General features: G+C 46.0%; 19 protein-coding genes. 5 read left to right on the top strand and 14 right to left on the bottom strand.

Going from position 1 to position 17,522, the window contains the following annotated elements; all coding sequences use genetic code 11:
• Positions 1–425 precede the first annotated feature (425 nt).
• Positions 426–1,706 (bottom strand): PilT/PilU family type 4a pilus ATPase, encoded by a 1,281-nt coding sequence (locus QUB39_RS08540; protein ID WP_333056086.1) that lies wholly within the window; start codon positions 1,704–1,706, stop codon positions 426–428.
• 282 nt (positions 1,707–1,988) lie between these two features.
• Between QUB39_RS08540 and QUB39_RS08535 the strand changes: the two genes are divergently transcribed.
• The gene (locus QUB39_RS08535; RefSeq protein WP_333209495.1) at positions 1,989–3,158 is read left to right on the top strand and encodes a DUF58 domain-containing protein; all 1,170 of its coding nucleotides are present in this window, start codon (positions 1,989–1,991) and stop codon (positions 3,156–3,158) included.
• 218 nt (positions 3,159–3,376) lie between these two features.
• On the top strand, positions 3,377–3,832 hold the full coding sequence (locus QUB39_RS08530; RefSeq protein WP_333209493.1) for a TerB family tellurite resistance protein: 456 nt from the start codon (positions 3,377–3,379) through the stop codon (positions 3,830–3,832).
• Between the two features lie 27 nt (positions 3,833–3,859).
• Here QUB39_RS08530 and QUB39_RS08525 read toward each other — a convergent pair whose 3' ends face one another.
• The 7 genes from QUB39_RS08525 to minC all read right to left on the bottom strand — a co-directional run bounded on the left by QUB39_RS08525 (position 3,860) and on the right by minC (position 9,037).
• Complete coding sequence (locus tag QUB39_RS08525) at positions 3,860–4,561, bottom strand: zinc-dependent metalloprotease family protein (protein ID WP_333209491.1); 702 nt, start codon at positions 4,559–4,561, stop codon at positions 3,860–3,862.
• Between the two features lie 160 nt (positions 4,562–4,721).
• On the bottom strand, positions 4,722–5,324 hold the full coding sequence (locus QUB39_RS08520) for a TerD family protein (RefSeq protein WP_333056081.1): 603 nt from the start codon (positions 5,322–5,324) through the stop codon (positions 4,722–4,724).
• A 12-nt stretch (positions 5,325–5,336) separates the two neighbouring features.
• Positions 5,337–5,912 carry a TerD family protein gene (locus QUB39_RS08515; protein WP_333056080.1) on the bottom strand — a complete coding sequence of 192 codons (576 nt, stop codon included), beginning with the start codon at positions 5,910–5,912 and terminating at the stop codon, positions 5,337–5,339.
• A gap of 287 nt (positions 5,913–6,199) precedes the next feature.
• Complete coding sequence (locus QUB39_RS08510; RefSeq protein ID WP_333056078.1) at positions 6,200–6,409, bottom strand: hypothetical protein; 210 nt, start codon at positions 6,407–6,409, stop codon at positions 6,200–6,202.
• 117 nt (positions 6,410–6,526) lie between these two features.
• On the bottom strand, positions 6,527–6,898 hold the full coding sequence (gene minE, locus QUB39_RS08505) for a cell division topological specificity factor MinE (RefSeq protein ID WP_333056077.1): 372 nt from the start codon (positions 6,896–6,898) through the stop codon (positions 6,527–6,529).
• A 206-nt stretch (positions 6,899–7,104) separates the two neighbouring features.
• Entirely contained in the window at positions 7,105–7,911 is an 807-nt protein-coding gene (minD, locus tag QUB39_RS08500; protein WP_333056075.1) for a septum site-determining protein MinD, read from the bottom strand.
• A gap of 325 nt (positions 7,912–8,236) precedes the next feature.
• Positions 8,237–9,037, bottom strand: coding sequence for a septum site-determining protein MinC (gene minC, locus QUB39_RS08495; RefSeq protein ID WP_333056111.1), 801 nt, complete (start codon positions 9,035–9,037; stop codon positions 8,237–8,239).
• Positions 9,038–9,358: 321 nt separating this feature from the next.
• On the opposite strand from minC, the gene QUB39_RS08490 reads away from it, so the two are divergent.
• Complete coding sequence (locus QUB39_RS08490) at positions 9,359–10,282, top strand: ADP-ribosylglycohydrolase family protein (protein WP_333209488.1); 924 nt, start codon at positions 9,359–9,361, stop codon at positions 10,280–10,282.
• A 376-nt stretch (positions 10,283–10,658) separates the two neighbouring features.
• Here the strand turns inward: QUB39_RS08490 and QUB39_RS08485 are convergent, their stop codons facing one another.
• The 5 genes from QUB39_RS08485 to QUB39_RS08465 form a co-directional block, all read right to left on the bottom strand.
• The gene (locus QUB39_RS08485) at positions 10,659–10,934 is read right to left on the bottom strand and encodes a DUF1816 domain-containing protein (protein WP_333056073.1); all 276 of its coding nucleotides are present in this window, start codon (positions 10,932–10,934) and stop codon (positions 10,659–10,661) included.
• Positions 10,935–11,199: 265 nt separating this feature from the next.
• Positions 11,200–11,490, bottom strand: coding sequence for a DUF1816 domain-containing protein (locus tag QUB39_RS08480; RefSeq protein WP_333056072.1), 291 nt, complete (start codon positions 11,488–11,490; stop codon positions 11,200–11,202).
• Positions 11,491–11,725: 235 nt separating this feature from the next.
• A complete protein-coding gene (locus tag QUB39_RS08475) occupies positions 11,726–12,481 on the bottom strand; it encodes a DUF2993 domain-containing protein (protein ID WP_333056071.1) in 756 nt (251 codons plus the stop codon).
• Between the two features lie 127 nt (positions 12,482–12,608).
• A complete protein-coding gene (locus QUB39_RS08470) occupies positions 12,609–13,202 on the bottom strand; it encodes a pentapeptide repeat-containing protein (protein WP_333056070.1) in 594 nt (197 codons plus the stop codon).
• 94 nt (positions 13,203–13,296) lie between these two features.
• Complete coding sequence (locus QUB39_RS08465) at positions 13,297–14,706, bottom strand: HD domain-containing phosphohydrolase (RefSeq protein ID WP_333056069.1); 1,410 nt, start codon at positions 14,704–14,706, stop codon at positions 13,297–13,299.
• Between the two features lie 415 nt (positions 14,707–15,121).
• Here QUB39_RS08465 and QUB39_RS08460 point away from each other — a divergent pair, with 415 nt between their 5' ends.
• Both QUB39_RS08460 and QUB39_RS08455 read left to right on the top strand, forming a co-directional pair.
• Positions 15,122–15,889: a DUF2993 domain-containing protein gene (locus tag QUB39_RS08460; protein WP_333209484.1), complete on the top strand. Its 768-nt coding sequence runs from the start codon at positions 15,122–15,124 to the stop codon at positions 15,887–15,889.
• Positions 15,890–16,122: 233 nt separating this feature from the next.
• Positions 16,123–16,707, top strand: a complete 585-nt coding sequence (locus tag QUB39_RS08455) for a DUF6658 family protein (protein ID WP_333056067.1) — start codon at positions 16,123–16,125, stop codon at positions 16,705–16,707.
• Positions 16,708–17,166: 459 nt separating this feature from the next.
• On the opposite strand, the gene psb35 is transcribed toward QUB39_RS08455, so the two are convergent.
• On the bottom strand, positions 17,167–17,379 hold the full coding sequence (gene psb35, locus QUB39_RS08450; RefSeq protein WP_332981549.1) for a photosystem II assembly protein Psb35: 213 nt from the start codon (positions 17,377–17,379) through the stop codon (positions 17,167–17,169).
• Between the last annotated feature and the right edge of the window lie 143 nt (positions 17,380–17,522).

The following is a 17,522-nucleotide window of genomic DNA, read 5'->3' as shown; positions in this document are numbered from 1 at the left end:
TCGGCTCGGCTTGTAGTTTTATTAAGCCCTTTTGTAACCTGCTTACTTCTGCGAGCTGCAAATATCGGCTAAGTCGGAATGTTTTCTGTCGAAAATTTGTCACTACAACTATATACTTAAATTGCTGATTGCTGCCAATACTCTGAACATATCTTTACTATTTCTTTGCAATAACCTGTGAGTTTTCACGTAATTTTAAAGTTTATGTAAAGTAGGGTCTACATTTAAAAAACTTAACAATACACTAGACATTGATTCTAGCACTTTACTATTTAATTAAAATGTATTTTTTGTTACTAAATGAAAGTGAAGCTTAAGTAAAAATACGCACAAAAATCTTAATCAAATATTTCCGTCTGCTCAAAATCTTGTTACTTGAGGGGTGGGGTAGTCCTGCAGTGCCTACCCCTGTATGTGTGCTGCTACTAGGCGCGAACGGTGCGTTCTTTTTTGCTGCCTTCAAAGCCGCGAGCGTCGGCAACATCGTAGCCTCCTGTCCGCAAGCGGCGGTCTAAATCGCTGGCTTCAGGAGAAGTTTTTGCTGCTTCTTCGATCGTCACTCTGCCTTCTAGCACCAGTTTGTAAAGACCTTGGTTGATAATCTGCATTCCTTCGTAAGTATCATGTTCCATCAACCGGAAAGCTTCATCATCAGCACCTTTCATCAAGTAATCGTGCATAGCAGGTGTATTCACCAAAATATCGTGAACTGCTACCCGACGGTTGTCAACTGTTGGCAGCAAAAGTTGGGCAATTACCGCTACTAAAGAATCGCAAATTTGAAGCCGCATCGCCTGTTGTTCTTCAGGTGGGTAGAGGTTCAACAACCGATTAATAGCGTTAATGGCGCTGCGAGTGTGGAGAGTTCCCAATACTAAGTGACCAGTTTGAGCTGCTTGCAAAGCTGTATTGATGGTAACTCTGTCGCGCATTTCCCCGATCAGAATTACATCGGGATCTTCCCGCAAAACTGCGCGCAAAGCCTGCTGAAACTCGTGGGTATGCAAGCCGACTTCCCGCTGGCTGACCAAGCATTTTTTAGAAGGATGAATGAATTCGATCGGGTCTTCAATTGTAACTACGTGCTTTTGCTCCATCTGATTGAGGTGGTCGATCATCGCAGCTACGGTTGTGGATTTCCCCGAACCGGTAGGCCCTGTAACCAATATTAATCCCTGCGATCGCAAAATGATATTTTTGAGAACTTCTGGCAACCTCAAGGAATCGATAGTAGGTATTTCCAAACTAATCAACCGCAATACTATGGCACCGCCGCTGAGGGAATCAAAACAGTTTAGCCGACACCGCACGAAGCCAGGGTAAAAAATTGCTGAGTCTAATTCCTTGGTAGTTGCAAACTGTTTTCTCTGTTCGGGGGTGAGAATTTCGGCTAGGTAATTTTCAAAAATTTCTGGGGTTACTTTGGGGTGGTTAGTTGCTACTTGCATCACGCCCCGAATCCGAAATCGAGGTAGTTGGCCGACTCGAATGTGAATGTCGGAAGCGCTCGCTGCATGGGCATCTCTGACCATTTGTTCGATCGTACTGACGGGTGTCTCAACAGGCCGCTGCTGCTGGGCTGCGGGGGGCACACTCGGCGCTGGAGGCGGTGCGGGAGTTGCAGCCAAGGGCGGGGGCGGTGGCGGTGTTCGTCGGCGGCCTTGAGCCTCTGGTTGAACGGGTGTAGGATTGTTTAATGGGTTCATTTTTTGGTCTCCAGTCAATCGATTTTAGATTTTAGATTTTAGATTTTAGATTTACTCCACAGATTAATCTGGGAGCAGGAACTAGAGTCTAAAATTTGGGCATCGACCCTGACTGAGTGTACGTGGCAGGGTATCCGTTTTTGGGCGGGTCAATGTAGATTTATTGCGAAAAAATGCCCGATTTATAATCTAATCCCTCGCAGCTAATTCGGTGTTAAATGCTGAGAATATTTTACAATTAGGCTTGATTGGGCGATCGAGTAATTAACAATTTTAACTCCTATGAACATCGGTCACAAAATTGCCGACTGGCTCGAAAATCGTGCTGTTACCCCTGCCTACGCCGGTTGGCTGCTGTCGGGGATGACGGTTTTCTTTTTTGGGTCGGCGACTAATACAATGTCTGGGTGGCTGTACGTGCTCAGCGGTGGGGGTTTGGCGCTGTTGGCAGTAGCGGCGGTTTTGCCGGGAAAATCGCTCCGTGCCTTGGAAGTCCGTCGCCGCCCGATCGAACCGGTGAGTGCGGGCGATCGAATCACCGTCGAACTAGAAATCGAAAATCGCGCCCGCCAACCTAAGACTTTGTTGCAAGTGATAGACATCTTGCCGTTTGTATTGGGAGAACCGGTTGTCCGCCCGATCGAAGTCATAGACCCTAACAGTATATACAGGGATACATACTATCTAGAAGTCCGGCAGCGCGGCGTCTATCGTTGGCAAGAGGTAAACTTGAGGACGGCGGCACCTTTAGGGTTGTTTTGGTGCAGACGCAGTCGCGCAGTCAAAGCGGTGGCGGTTGTGTATCCAAAGGTTTTGCCGTTGAGCACTTGTCCTTTGATCGATCGCATCGGTCAAGAAGACAGCCCGCAATTTTACAATCGCAGTCGATCGCAAACTGCTACCGAAGGTCTCACCCGCAACCTGAGACCTTACCGCCACGGAGACCCCACCCGCCTGATTCACTGGCGCACCAGCGCCCGCTACGGAGAACTGCGGGTGAGAGAGTTAGAAGTTGCAGCCGGCGGTCAAGAAATTATTATTGCTCTCGACAGCGCTGCGGCGTGGCAGCCAGAAGAATTTGAACGAGCCGTGACAGTAGCTGCGTCTCTTTACTTCTATGCTAGCAAGCGCCTGTTAAACGTCAAACTTTGGACTGCCGGGACTGGACTTGTTTCGGGGAACCGGGTAGTTTTGGAAACTTTAGCGGCGGTTAATGCTGGGGAAGATGCGATCGATAATCGGTCGAAACTGCCGATAATTTGGCTGACTCAAAACTCTGCAAGTTTAAACACTCTTTCCCCTGGCAGTCGCTGGGTACTTTGGTCGAGTGCCACTGCTGAAACAGGCGAAAAAATGTTAGTCAAACATGAGTTACCCGGTTTAGAAATTCGCTCCGATCGAACCTTAGAACTTCAGTTACAAGATCCTCTGGAAAGAGCGATTAGTTATTAAGTAAGATAGTCCACGAAAAAACCTGTGAAAGAGCGATTAGTTATGAAAATTGACTTGATTAATCTAAAATCTCAAGAAACATGATAAACTACAGAAGTATAATCCATAAACTTGAGCGTCTTACAGGAGCCGGCAATTGCTTGGCAAGTTAAGAGCAGGTTAGATTACTCGGACTCCGGTCGCAAACATCATATCTCATTCACCAAATAGGAGAAAAAATGAGTTTCTGGGAGAAATTAAAGCAGAACGTATCGCAAATGAACGATTCTCTGCAAACCAACATTTCCAAGTTTAAAAATAATGAGTTTGCTGAAGCCTCAATGGCCATCTGTGCATTGATTGCTGCTGCTGATGGCACTATCAATACCGAGGAAAGACAAAAAACGGCGGCTCTAATAATTTCCAATGAAACACTCCAAATTTTTCCGGCGTCGGAGTTGAAGCAAAAATTTGATTTTTATTGTGAGAAGCTCTCACAGGACTTCGATTTTGGTAAAATTGAGGCTATCCAAGCCATAGGGAAACTTAATAAAAAACTAGACCAAGGTCGTGCAGTCATCCAAATTGGCATTATTATCGGTGGTGCGGATGGTAATTTTGACAAAGATGAAAAGAAGGTTGTCAAAGAAGCTTGCCATGCTGTAGGCATTAATCCAGGGGAATTCGATCTCTAAATTCAGCTATTTTATGGTTCTAGCCAATCAATTATTCAAGGCTTTATATCTGCGAATAGCATTGTTCATTGAGTTTATTTGCTCTGAATGAAATGAGGGAGGCATTAAACTATGAACAGTATGAAGGAGTCCATTGTGCATGACATCGGTCGGAAGTGCAGAATGATCGAGTCCTAGTGTATGTCCTATTTCATGGGCAATGGTATTTGCAATTAAGTTAGATAGTTGATTGAGACTAAGGCTGGCATTGTAAGAAGCATAGAATACTTGATCGATCCGAATAATCGCCCGATCTGTAACCATTCCCGATTTGAAGCTAGCCACGCCGAGATAGTCAACCGGCTGGCTATCCACGAATATATAAACATGGGTAAAATCTTCCCCCCACTCTTTGCGATCGGGGGGATCGGAGGTCAAAAATACCTTGATGCTTCTAAATGCGCCGTAGAGTTTGGAGAAAGCGTCCATCAGTAGGGAAAAGATCGCTTCTTTATTTTCGGGTGCGACATCCATTCCTGATACATCTACCCAAATACAACGGCGAAAATCGCTATCATTATCAATTAGAACTCTTCCACAGGAAGGGCAAAACTCCCACTGAGGGTGGATACGGGAACGACAGCCGTGACAGCGGAGTTTGGGGGTTCTAGTCAGGTTTAGCCGTTGAGAGAGGGGGAGTTTTAGCTTGCGATTGTGTTTGGTTAAGTCTAGGCGATCGTACAGCGACATTGACTGAGTGTAGGAATTTTTTCTCGTAACATAACGTATTTTTCATCTCATGTAAATTACGCTGATTACTTCAGGTATTTCAACAAAACAAAGGGTATTCATCGTTGTTGTCCACTTCTGATTCCAGCAAGTAAGGAGCATCTATGTACCGAAGGAGTTGTTAAGCATAGGTTTTCACAAGTTCCTGTAACCCATTAACCTTAACACCGTTACCGATGGCTGCCATTTTCCACTCATTATTATGCTTGTAGATTTCTGCCATCAGCATCCCCGTCATGCCTTTGTATTCAGAACCTGAGAGGTTGTATTTTGCAAGTTCTTGATTATTAGACGTATTAACCAAACGCACAAACGCATTTTGAACTTGTCCGAAGTCTTGCTTGCGTGCAATGCAATCGTAAATGTTAACTGTAAAAACCAGTTTGACAATTTGCGAGGGAATTCGAGATAAATCGACGAGAATTTGCTCGTCATCTCCCTCTCCCGCTCCAGTCAAATTATCACCTAGATGCGTAATAGCTCCTGAACGGTGGGAGAGATTGCCAAAATAAACGATATTGGTCATATCATTCACTTTGTCATTTCCATCTAAACAAATCACTGAGGCATCCAGGTCATAATCGGGAGCACTGCTAAAAGCCCCAAACAAACCTCCACCGGAGCGTTTCGCCACATCCCACCCTAATCCGCACATCAGTTTTGTTAGCCCGGGTGCTTCTTTGGAAAGCGAGATGCGCTGTCCTTTTTGTAGGTTAATTCCCATGTGTTTTACCTTTTAGCTATAGCGATCGAGTAATGCTTGTAAACCACCTTGATAACCTGAGCCCACTGCATTGAGACGCCACTCGCCGTCTTTCCGGTAGAGTTCAGCCATGATCAGTGCTGTCTCTATGGAATAATCTTCTACCAGGTCATAGCGAACAGCTTCCTGTTGTGTTTGGGCATTAACGAGCCGCACGAAGGCATTTTGCACCTGACCAAAATTTTGACGGCGTTGCTGTGCTTCATGGATGGTTACAGTTACAAGAATTTTTTGGACATCATTAGGCACTTTTTTGAGGTTGATTTTGATAACTTCATCATCCCCCTCGCCGGCCCCCGTGAGATTATCTCCCAGGTGCTGCACTGATTTGTCGGGATCTGGACTTGTGAGATTGTTGTAAAAAATGAAGTGGTTGTCAGAAATTAATTTTTCGTTAGCACCTAAGAGGAACAATGATGAGTCTAGGTCAAAGTCAGAGCCCGTGTCTGTAGCTTTAACGTCCCATCCCAGTCCTATGAATACTTCTGAGAGACCGGGTGAAATTTTCTCAAGCGATATCCGTTGTCCTTTGCTCAGAGATACTGCCATGATTCAATCTTCCTCTTTATTAGAAGTGGTTATGGAGGGAGGCGCGGACTTGAAAACTTTTTTAAGTTTTTGCTGGAAATAGTTGTAGAATTTTTAATCTTAAATAATAAGAATATTAGCTAACTGTGCAGATGTCAATAGGGATGACAACTCTTAATTATTTTTTGGGTCTGAGTACAAAGTAATCATGCCCTGCCTCCCACAGTTGTGTATTCTCAACTTGGGTTATTGTGCTTGTGTATTTTGAACTCTCGGAACTTGACTCTGTTTTGTGATGCAAGTGACCATTACCAGGCCGTTTCCACAAGGCCCTCCGCTTGGAAGTCTCCTGTGATGCAATACCATCGACTTGTGGCGTCGATGGTGTTGCGACGGAGGCCCAACTCTTGAGCAACTTCGATTTTTTTCATGCCATTTAACTCGATCGCTCGGATGACCTGATGAAGGATGTATAAATGTACAGTTTGGGCCCAAAAGTCGGCGCGCTCGCTCTGCAAAACTGGCCACTAATTGTAGTCTATTTTCTAACCGACGAAAGCGGTTGCTATAGTTTAATTTAAATGCCGATCGGCTCGAATCGAACTCTTTGCCTGACAATAAAATCTCAATCCCTATCACTCCGTAGTGTCGGGGAGAATTTCGACTACATACTCCGGTACATATTCGGGTCGATTTTCGGGCCGATTCGGGGGCAAATTCTTGGGCAAATTCTCCGGTGGATGCTCGATCCTGACTCGCCGGATCGGAAGATTTGCAATTAGTGCTGTGGCCCGCTGGTCGCTCTCCAGCGAGAACTCAGACCCAGTGGTATCGATTTCCACGTAGCGAGACACCACCTCTAGAATTTCTCGGCGCATCGACTCAACCATTTCTGGGCTGAGTTCTGAGCGATCGTGGGCTAGAACCAGTTTGAGGCGCCGTTTTACCTCGTCGCGGCTGTTGTCAGGGGTGCGCGGGAAAAGTCGTTCGAGAAGTGTGTGTATCATGGGTCAGGCTGATTTGTCAAGGGTTAGGCATAGAAAACGTTATACGATTTTCGATTTTCGATTGGGGAATCACTCATTCCCTAATGGTTTAAAGTTGACCTACAGTTTCATTCTTTTTGGGAACTGGTGTCACTGGGGGAAAATTTGGGCTAGTTTTTTTGATGAAGTCGCTGCTGTTAAAGATCGATCGCCCATATTGCAGCACATCACATAATTTTAGTATTTAAGAACTTGCGGAGGCGAGTAAAGAAGTTTTCTCGATGGGGATTGAGATCTAGAAAATCAACTTTTTCGCCTTCTAAGCGGCGGGCAATATTGTCGAAGGCAGTTCCAGCTAAAGAGGCCGTTTCCGACAATACTAATGGTTCGCCTCGGTTGGTGGAAACGATGACGCGCTCGTCGTCGGGAACCACGCCTAACAGCGGAATGGCGAGGATTTCCCGCACGTCTTGCACCGACATCATATCATTTGCCAGCACCATTGCGGGTCTGATCCGGTTGACGATCAGGTTGATTTTCTTGACGTTGTTGGCTTCCAGCAGGCCGATGACTCGATCGGCATCGCGGACAGCAGCGATTTCGGGAGTGGTGACAATTATCCCTTCTTGAGCCGGCGCGATCGCATTTTGAAAACCTTGTTCAATGCCAGCAGGAGAGTCGATCAAAATATAGTCGTATTTTGCTCCCAACATCCCCACAAGCTGCTTCATTTGCTGGGCGCTGATGGCATCTTTCATCCGAGTTTGGGCAGCCGGCAACAGCACCAAGCGCGGCTGCCGCTTATCTTTCACCAAAGCTTGCTCTAATCGGCACTCTCCAGCGAGAACTTCTAATGCCGTGTAAACAATCCGATTTTCTAAGCCTAGCAGCAAGTCTAAATTTCTGAGACCGAAATCGGCATCAATTACAGCAACGTTGCGCCCCCGCTTAGCTAAAGCCATGCCGAGATTGGCTGTGGAGGTGGTTTTTCCTACCCCGCCTTTCCCTGATGTAACAACAATAATGCGAGCCATAAGCGATTTTAGATTTATTGGGAATTGATGATTGGGAATTAGTAACTGGTAATTGGGAATTGGTAATTGGGAATTGGTAATTGATTTTATTATTGGTTGATAATTAGCAATTATTATTTGGGAAGTTGGCAGTAATTTGTTATTCAGTGAATTAACTTAACACTCAAAACTGTCCTTGTAATACTAATTCTATATGAAACTGCACTTAATTTTAAAATCGTCCTTTAGTGGCTGATTTAGCCAAGGGAAAAATTATCAAGTGCAGGCTTAAAAAGAAATAGTATTACAAATTACCCATTACCAATTCCCAATTACCAATTACCGATTACTCATTACCCCCGACTAACTGCGATTTGTCAAAATCAGAGGCTCTACCGATCCGAATCCCTTGGGGCGTCACATAGGCGACTTCCGGGAAAAACTGAGCGGGTGAGGTTTCTGGGCCTCTGGCAACATACTTAGCAATCCTAATCACCATCGGTTCCATCTGCAAGGTCATAATCACGCTTTTGGTGTTGCCACCGGCACCGGCGTGCACGACTCCCCGCAAACGGCCCCAAACTAGGATATCGCCTCCGGCGATGACTGAGCCGCCGGGATTTACGTCTCCCAAAAGTACGACGGTGCCCGGATGGCGAATTTCTACGCCCGATCGCACTGTCATCTGCAAATATAAAGGTTCCGCCAGCGATTGCGGTTTTTCAGCGGCGGCTTTATTCAGGGAAGAAACCGGAGGCTGCTGTTCTACACAATAGCCTGCTGTAGCTGCGGCAACGGCGGTTTGGCGGCGACTGGTGTGGACTCGTTTGAGTTGCAGTTCCACTTCGGAGAGGGCATCGGCGATTTCTTGCAGTTGGCGGATATCTAAAAGTCGATCGTTCCCCATCAATTGTACTTCTGCGTTTGGCTGCCAAAAGCGTTCTCCTGCGTTCAGTCTGACTTTTAGCTGCTGCCAAAGTTCAGTCCAAGTCGAGGCGGAGGCTGTTGCGGGTTCGCTATTGGTTTCTGGGGGGAGTAGCAACAGTAGCTGTCCATCTTCGGTTTTGAGTCTGACTTGCAGCTCCAAGCTGACTTCGGGTGTTGATTGAGGGGCGGCAGCGGCTCCGGCGGTGGCATCGGGTGTCATGGACAGGTCTGAGTTCAGGTAGGGACAGGTTAACATCAATATTAGCTCGATCGGTCTTTTGGCTCAGCTTCGTTTGTGAACAAGATTTTTTTTATTAACCGCAGAGGGCGCAGAGGACACAGAGAAAGAGAATAGAGAGGAGAAGAGAGAAATAGTTTTGACAAGCTATAGCAATCCTCGCATCATTTGTGAATTTCTTACTCCGTCCCCGCGAGTTCGGGGAGAGTTGGGGAGGGGTAAAAAATTCACGACTCCTGCAAGGATTGCTATATGATAATTCAATAATAACGGGCTTACTAATTATTGATTTTTAATTACGTTATGCAACAAATTGAACGTTATCGCGGCAGTCTCCTAGGTTTAGCAGTTGGCGATGCTTTGGGAACAACTTTAGAGTTCTGTCGCCCCGGAACTTTTACACCTATTAACGATATGATTGGCGGTGGCCCGTTTCGACTGCAACCGGGTGAGTGGACGGATGATACTTCGATGGCGCTTTGTTTGGCCCAAAGTTTGATTGAGAAGCAAGGTTTCGATCCAGTCCATCAGTTAGAAACTTATTTGCGGTGGTGGCGAGACGGACATTTGAGCAGTACGGGCGAGTGTTTTGATATTGGCAATACGGTTCAGCAAGCTCTTTGGAAGTTTGAAGATACAAGAAAACCTTACTGCGGTTTTACCGATGCTCAGACTGCTGGCAACGGTTCGATTATGCGCTTGGCTCCCGTGCCTTTGTTTTATGCTACAAATCCTTTGGAAGTCATAGAAAAATCTGGAGAAAGTTCGAGAACTACTCACGGTGCTGCTACTTGTGTGGATGCTTGCCGTTATTTGGGTGCTTTAATTGCGGGGGCGGTGAATGGAGTTGCTAAAGATGTGTTGCTGTCGGAAAGATATTGTCCTATTTCGGGATATTGGGCCGCAAATCCGCTGGTAGCAGAGATTGATGAGATTGCGGCGGGTTCTTTTAAATTGCGACAACCTCCTGAAATTAAAGGTACTGGTTATGTTGTCAAGTCTTTGGAGGCGGCACTTTGGGCGTTTTACAACAGTTCTTCTTTTGCCGAAGGCTGTTTGTTGGCTGTGAATTTGGGCGACGATGCGGATACAACTGGTGCGGTTTACGGACAGTTGGCGGGGGCTTTTTACGGAGAATCTGGTATACCGGAAAAATGGCTCTCGCAATTAGCCGATCGCACTTTAATTGTATCTTTTGGCGATCGGCTTTTCTCTTTATCTAGTTAAAATCGATGTTTTAAATCAAGGGTGACAATTCCCAGGCATAACATAAATAATTGTAGATACTGTCAGGACTTGTTTCATGACAATATTGTATTACGTATGGAAGAAATTCTGTTGTTTTTATAGATAATTTGTTCAGCTCTTGAGCCTCACGCGCATTCCTCCCGTCACTCACCGGAGTACCGTTAGACTGCGGGACTCCTGCTGTTTTAATTGAAAAAGCGTGCATTTCTCGGACGCAGATAATACCCTTTCTTCACTATTTCATCGGGACACAGCATTGTTGTGTCCCTACTGTATGCCAGCGCGATCTCATTTGAAAAATACCCTGTTAATAAGTCAACTTTTCTTCGCCCGTAATTGGCAGTTTCCCACCTTCTCAAGACTCTTCACTAGCTCTTAGCTGAGTAGGTTGGCTACCTTGTTTGAGGTTGATGGTAATTTTTTTAGCTCCTTTGTTTTCCAGGTCTCGGATGTAGCCGGTCGATTTGTCAGAAGCTTCCTCTCTGCTGTCATAGGGCCCAAAGTAATAGGTACGCTTTGGCGAATCTGTATCAACTTCTACCCACCATTCGTCGCGTCGAGTGCTGCTAGTAGGTTGACCTAGTAGCCAAAAAGCCGTGAAAAACATACCCAACATAGAGATTTCAAACATATTTACCTCTGGGAAGACTTAAGTAGTTTTTACTCTTCTCAATTTATCAACGCAATGGGAGCGATCGCCTCATCCTCAGTGCTGATTTGACGCAGGTAATTTTTGAGAGTAAGTGCTGCATCAAATCAGCATTTTGGTGGAGGAGAGTTTTAGGCTGGGTGGCTGTAAGTCACTGCTAGACATACAAAGTCCGCAAGGTAAGGACTAGAAGAAGAGTGTGTTTATATTATTGTTGAGGTTTGAGTTAAGTCAAAACTCAACTTTTTTAAATCTCTACAGTTGCTGATAATTCTTCTTCGCAAATGGTAAGATGCGAAGGCTGACAGCGTTTGATGCGGATACTAACCCTTTTAGCTCCCTCGCTTTCGAGGTCTTCGACGTAGCCGGGAATATTGCTGGAGGCTTCTTTGTCGGTGTCGAAGGGGCCAAAATAGTAGGTACAGTGGGGCAAATCGGTGACAATTTCTACCCACCATTTCTCAGACCCGCGGTGGTTCGGCCCGGCCAACACGGACAAGACTGCAACGTAGATACAAAATAAATAAAATCCGAGCATCTTTATTCTTGAGGGTGGTTTAATTTATTATTTAAATCTATCAAAATAATTTGCCAGATCGAATCAACCTCAGTGCTGATTTTGCGTCGATCGACTTTAGATGCGAGATTTTATATCTTAGATTTTTCCTCCCATCTAAAATCTAAAGCAAAACCCGCCGGTGCGGGTTGTTTGCTAACTAAAAAATGCTCTTTTTCCAAACTAGATGGCTGGGCAAACCTCAGCTTGCTGAGGTTTAGCGCTTGCCTTTGGGGAACTGTTCGATACCAGCCCAACCGTAGAAAACCAGCTCGTCGTTCTGAACTCGGCAGCGGTCTACTCGCAGTTGAGTGCCTTCTAAGGCAAATTTGTCTAAGTCTAGCAAGTTATTTACGTGGGCAATTATAGCTTGACCCAAGTCTACTGCTTGCTCGTCACCGCCGTAAGTAACGCTGACAAATTGGATTTTGCGTCTGTCTTCTACTTGCAACTGAGCTGTAATATCTATTTTGACCGGTTCGCTGGCCTCGCCTACGGTAATTTCGGACTGAAGCCGAATTGATTTGTCGGTTCCGAAGCTGACTTCAGTGTTTTGAAAGTGCAGAGATTGCTCTTGGTACTTCAGCTTCTGGAGTTTTTCAACTACAAAAGGTGTATTGAATGAGGTGGTTAAATCCGATCGACTTAAGACTACTCGCATATTTGCCTGGGTAGGCTGCCGTAATTTCACTTGACCTGCAAAAATCGCCCCAAAATCAATGGAGAGTGCTTGCAGATAGAGTTCCATCACTTCTATGCGAAGGCCGTTGTACATCAACATACCTTTGCCAACGAAGTCGAAACCGTCGATGCTTCCCTGCAAGAGTTTGGCTACTGGTTCGACTCGGATGTTGGCCTCGGCCTTTTCAGAACGCTTGAATAAGGCTGCGATCGCAGCTCCTGCTACTTTACTAACAAGGCGATCGCCACTTTGACCTTGAAAGGATGTACCGCTAAACAAAGCTGCTACCATTTATTCGTTTGCTCATCTACAGTCGCCATTATAACCTCATATTAAGAAATGTAAAAATTGCTTGTGCTTATTCACCTCATAAGCAGATCTTGTTTTTTGTCTGTCTTCAAAACAACATTGTTGAAATTTAAGGGCTCAGGGGGGTGCCTTGGAGACAGGCGCGATCGAGCAAAGCTCCATCCCAAAGGGTTTGTTCCATCATGGCGCAAAGCAAATTAGCCCCGGTCAAGTTAGCGCCGCGCAGTACGGCTCCATTCAGGATCGCTTCTTCCAAGTCAGCTCCCGATAAATCAGCGCCGGATAAATTGGCATGGCTCAAATCGGCACCAAGCAAAATTGCCCTAGCCAAAGCAGCGCCCCGCAAATCGGCGCCGCGCAAATCGACACCGCTCAAATCCAAATTGCCGATGGATGCCCCCGTCAAAAAAGCACCCCCAAAACTGGCGTCGCGGACTAAAGCGTTAGCGAAGGAAGCTCCCCGCAAATCGGCATTCCGAAAATCTGCCCCTCGCAGGTTGGCGCCGCTCAAGTCAGCGCCGCGGAGGTTGGCTCGCAATACTGCCCGCTGCAAGTTAGCGCCGGCGAGATTAGTTCCACTCAAGTTGGCTTGAGACAAGTTAGCACCGGCGAGATCCGCTCCCGCTAAGTCTTGGCCGGCTAAATCAGTGCCGGCCAACATCAAAATTTTGCCTTTGCGTATGGCTTCGAGGTCATTAGTCATTAGTCAGTTGTCAGTTGTTGGTTGTCAGTTGTTGGTTAACAGTCAACAGTCAACAGTCAACAGTCAACAGTCAACAGTCAACAGTCGAGTTATTTTATAATGCCGGAGCGGCCGAGGTCGTTCGATCGCCCTCCTCCAACCACACGTTAGGCAGTTGGCTTGGGCGAGTTGGTAACTCCATCAAACCAATTTCTGTCATTCTGACGACGTTGCTGAGAGTTTCCAGCAAAGCCGGATCGAAGCGAGTGCCCGACAGTTCGCGGCACTGTTCCAAAGCTTCGCTCAAACTCAAAGCCGGACGATCGCCACGTGGTTGAGTCAGTTCTTGAAAATAAGCGACTAACCCCAAAATCCGCGAAGTCATCGGTATCGCTTCGGCTCGCAAACCCTCTGGCCTGCCGCTGCCGTCCCAATATTCAAGTTTATGCTTGACAATTTCCGCTACAGGTGCTAGTTCCGGCATTGCTTGCAGCAGTTGGGAACCAATGAAACTGCGATCGCGCCAAAACGAGAAAGTTGCTTCGTCAAAAGCATCGGGAGTGCGATCGAACACCTCATTCGGGGCCGAAATTAAGCCGACTCGAAATAGCAATCCAGCCAGCCGCAGCCTCCGCAACTGCAAAGCCGGCAAATCCAGCAGTTGACCCAAAGTTTCCGACAAAGCCGCCACCTGCAAGGACGCTGTAGGATTTGAGGTATCGCGTTCGTCCACGCGCTGGGCCATTCGCAGAAAAGCTTGAAGTTTGTTAGCGTTCAAATTACGACTGACACGCAAAGCTTGACCTTCCAATTCCCACAACTCGCGGGTTTGGCGGTTAATTGCTACCATTTGCTGCTGAGAACTTTGCAGGTAAGTGACTATCCGCGATACCACGCCACTAATGTCGGCCAAGGGCGGGCCTTTGGTTGCCAGGATTTCGTGGTGCATTTCCAGCAAAGTGTCTGCCAGAGGAGAGTTGTAATGTCGCGTCTGTTCTATAAAAATTTCTGCTGCAGCCGACACCAAAGACTGGTCAAACGACCACAAACCGTAGAACTTTCGTTCTGTATCTACTTCTGGCTTGCCCTCGGGCAAGTATTCCCGATCTGAAAGTTCGCGACAAAGCACCATTGCTTTGTATGTCGGGGCGAGGATGATTAAATTCCATTCTTGGATTATGGGGTCGTTTTCATCGAGATTTATTAAAGATACATTTTCTAATTGCCCGGTTTTGTGGGTAGCGAAACCGCTGTCGGCTACTGCACCTATGACAACGCGCCTAGAGGCATTAGCAATATCTAGGTAGCGATCGGCTTCCTGTAAATACCATTTACCCTGCTGAAACGTTACCAAAACTAAGGGTTGGAGTTCGCTCTTGTCCCCGCCACTGGTTTGCAAGATGTGGTCTTCTAGGGCGTGACATAGGGCTACTAGGGTGTTTTTGAAGTATACCCCGTAGCTAGAAGGCAGTTTTCCGTCGGGAAGTGTAGCTTGTAGTCTAGCGAGAGTTGATTCTGGATTCATTGCAAATGGCGGTGCCGGCTCTTAACTTAATTGTACCGGGCGATCGAACTTCTCGAAAAGACTTTTGGCAAAAATCCGAGTTTTTGAGTTTTCACCGCTTTGCAACCGAGTCAATCGATTTTAGATTTTAGATTTTAGATTTTAGATTTTAGAATTGAAGCATTGACCCCACCGATAAATACGTTCGGCAAGTTTCATCGGATACAGGTTTCTTATTTCACCGGTCCTGAGTCTGCTTTCGGAATGAATCTGGGGGCTTGTATGCTGGATGCTTTCGGGCAATGTAGAGTGCGCCGAAGACTACCTGATTAATTTTAGCAATTTTCTGGAAACCCTCTGTCTTTGGCTAAGTTTTTTTCAGACGAGAAACCAGCCGAGAGGAAGACGGTAAATGACTTAGGTATTAACTACTATTTTGAAAACAATATTATTAGGAATTCTGAGCGTGCTTCAACAAAATAGAAGTTTAGGGGAACAGGCGATCGACAAAGTGGCAGAGATTGCTATTACGAGCAAATTAGACGAATCCGAAACTTTGTCTGTCACAGTCAACACCGATCCGATCCAGCTAGCCCAGGGCTCAGTAGAGGCCGTTGCCGTTGAGGGCACAGGGTTGGTAATGCAGCAAGATTTGCGCGTGGAAGAATTGCAAATTCACGTCAAGGATATTGCTGTCAATCCCCTCACCGCTATGTTTGGCAAAATTGAACTGAACGGGCCTGCCTTCGGTGGGGCGCGCGCAGTTTTAACAGAAAGCGATATCAACCGCGCTTTTAATTCCGAATACATCAGCAGGAAACTGAAAAACTTAAAAGTTACTGTTGACGGACAACTGCGGACAATAGACGTTAAAACTATTGAGTGCCAATTGCTAGCCGGAAAAATCGCTTTAAATGCTGAGATATGGGTGCAGGAAACTGCCTCCAATGAAAAAATTTATTTTACAGCAAAACCTGAGATCGCAGCGGGCGGTTGGGCAATTTCTCTTCAGGATGTCGAGTATCCCGAAAACAAGGAATTTTCGCCGGAGTTAACTGAAGCTTTGGCGGACAAAGCTGGTGAGGTTTTAAACTTGCGAAATTTTGAAATTGAGGGAATGTCCCTGCGAATTCAGCAGCTAAATGTGGAAGCTGGTGTGCTAACTTTGCAAGCTGAAGCGAAAGTCGAACAATTCCCTAATTAGGAGCTTGTAGGGTGGGTCAGAAACAAAAAACTCTTCAATTCCTCCAACTATTGGAACTGGCGCACCCTATGATTATGCTTGGCTTTGGAAAAATAGCCGCCGTTGATGAAATCCCTCTAAAGTTATAAAAAAGTCGATAGCAACTGGCACCAAAGTATCACCGCCGTTAGAGGCAGGGATGGGGACTTAACTTTTACTCTTAACAAGTAGTAGTAAAAATTTGGAAAAGTTTTGTGAACACTGTAACTGCTTTTTTTAAAAGACTGCGTATCGGTCAATTTTTGAGTCAATTGTTGACTGTATTTATGGCAGGTGTGCTGCTGTTTACCAGTACCGCTTGCAATGCGGGCGATGTTCGAGGAGCTCGGCCTGAGAATCCTCCCGTTCAAGCTGGAGGAATGAATAACCCTCACAAGGGTGGCGGTGATGGATACACGAATTATAAAACCTCCACAGATCCTAAAGTAAATCAGTCCCCTGCTCAAGCAGAAAAGAATCGGGCTGATTTGGCGATTATCGGCGATCGTCTCCTGGCTGCGACTACCGCTGAATCTAATTCCTCAAAGCTGCTTTATCCGGGTTCTGCACCGATGGAAACTGACAAGTTCGACCTCGAACTCGGCGGAGATAAAACTCTGTTAGAAGCGCCAGACGGACAGCCGGCTAAGGCTCAACCCGTATTCGATCGCAGCGATCCCGATGCCAATATTTTAGAGAGAGTAGGCGCCGCCTTTAAGGATGCTTCTGGTTTCCTCCAAGATAGCGCTGAAGATGCCAAGGAAAGCTCGGTTACGAAACTCAATCCGCTGCAAAAATAAGCTAGCATAACTGGCGCGGTATCGCCGATTTGTAGGGGTTTTTTCAGAATAGCCCCTACACTATATTCACAAGTATTTATCCAGAAATTCTATATCTGTCTTGGACGCAGAATCTCTAGGTGCGCTGGACGCACCTTACCCTATATTAATCCTCTAAAATTACTTTTTTCGTAAGTCCTGTATATCTATGGTGCTTATGGCGCACCTTACGTTATATGTATCATGTAAAACTACTTACTTTTTTCGTAAGCCCTGTATATTTAGGATGCTTAGGGCGCACATTACCGATATTTGATATTTTAGATGGGGATTTTAAATTTCTAGGACTTGTGCAAAAAATGGGAAAATGAACCATTGAAATTGCAGCGCTCCGGCTGGCAATGACAAACTCGCACTGACCGAGTTTTCTCATTAATTAATGCACAAGTCCTGCTTTTATTCCTCTAAAGAAACTTTGTTTTATTTACCTTTGGAGTCAGAAACATCAGCAATCAAATCGTCTTTATCAACTTTCGGTACAAAATCAGGGCGTTCTTTGGATTCCCAACCGGGTGGGCGCTTGGAGTTGTACCAGGCGATCGACCCGATCGTAACTGCGGCAACAAAGCCAACACCAAGAACTGCTATTGGAGCCGTCAAGCTGACACTTGATTCCGGCACTGGCTGCTGCATCAGCAGATCGATCGCTACTCGCTTGATGGGTGCAACAAGAACTCCCATAGGAGTTGTCAAGCTGATATCTATCATTAAGCTAAATCCTTATCTACTCTACTTTTACATTATCTTAAGTGCTAATGCCGTTTGGTTGATATATC

Source organism: Microcoleus sp. AT8-B5 (assembly GCF_036705565.1).
Taxonomy (GTDB): Bacteria; Cyanobacteriota; Cyanobacteriia; order Cyanobacteriales; family Microcoleaceae; genus Microcoleus.
Note: the sequence above shows the minus strand (reverse complement) of the source record. Positions and strands in the feature narration are given on the sequence as shown.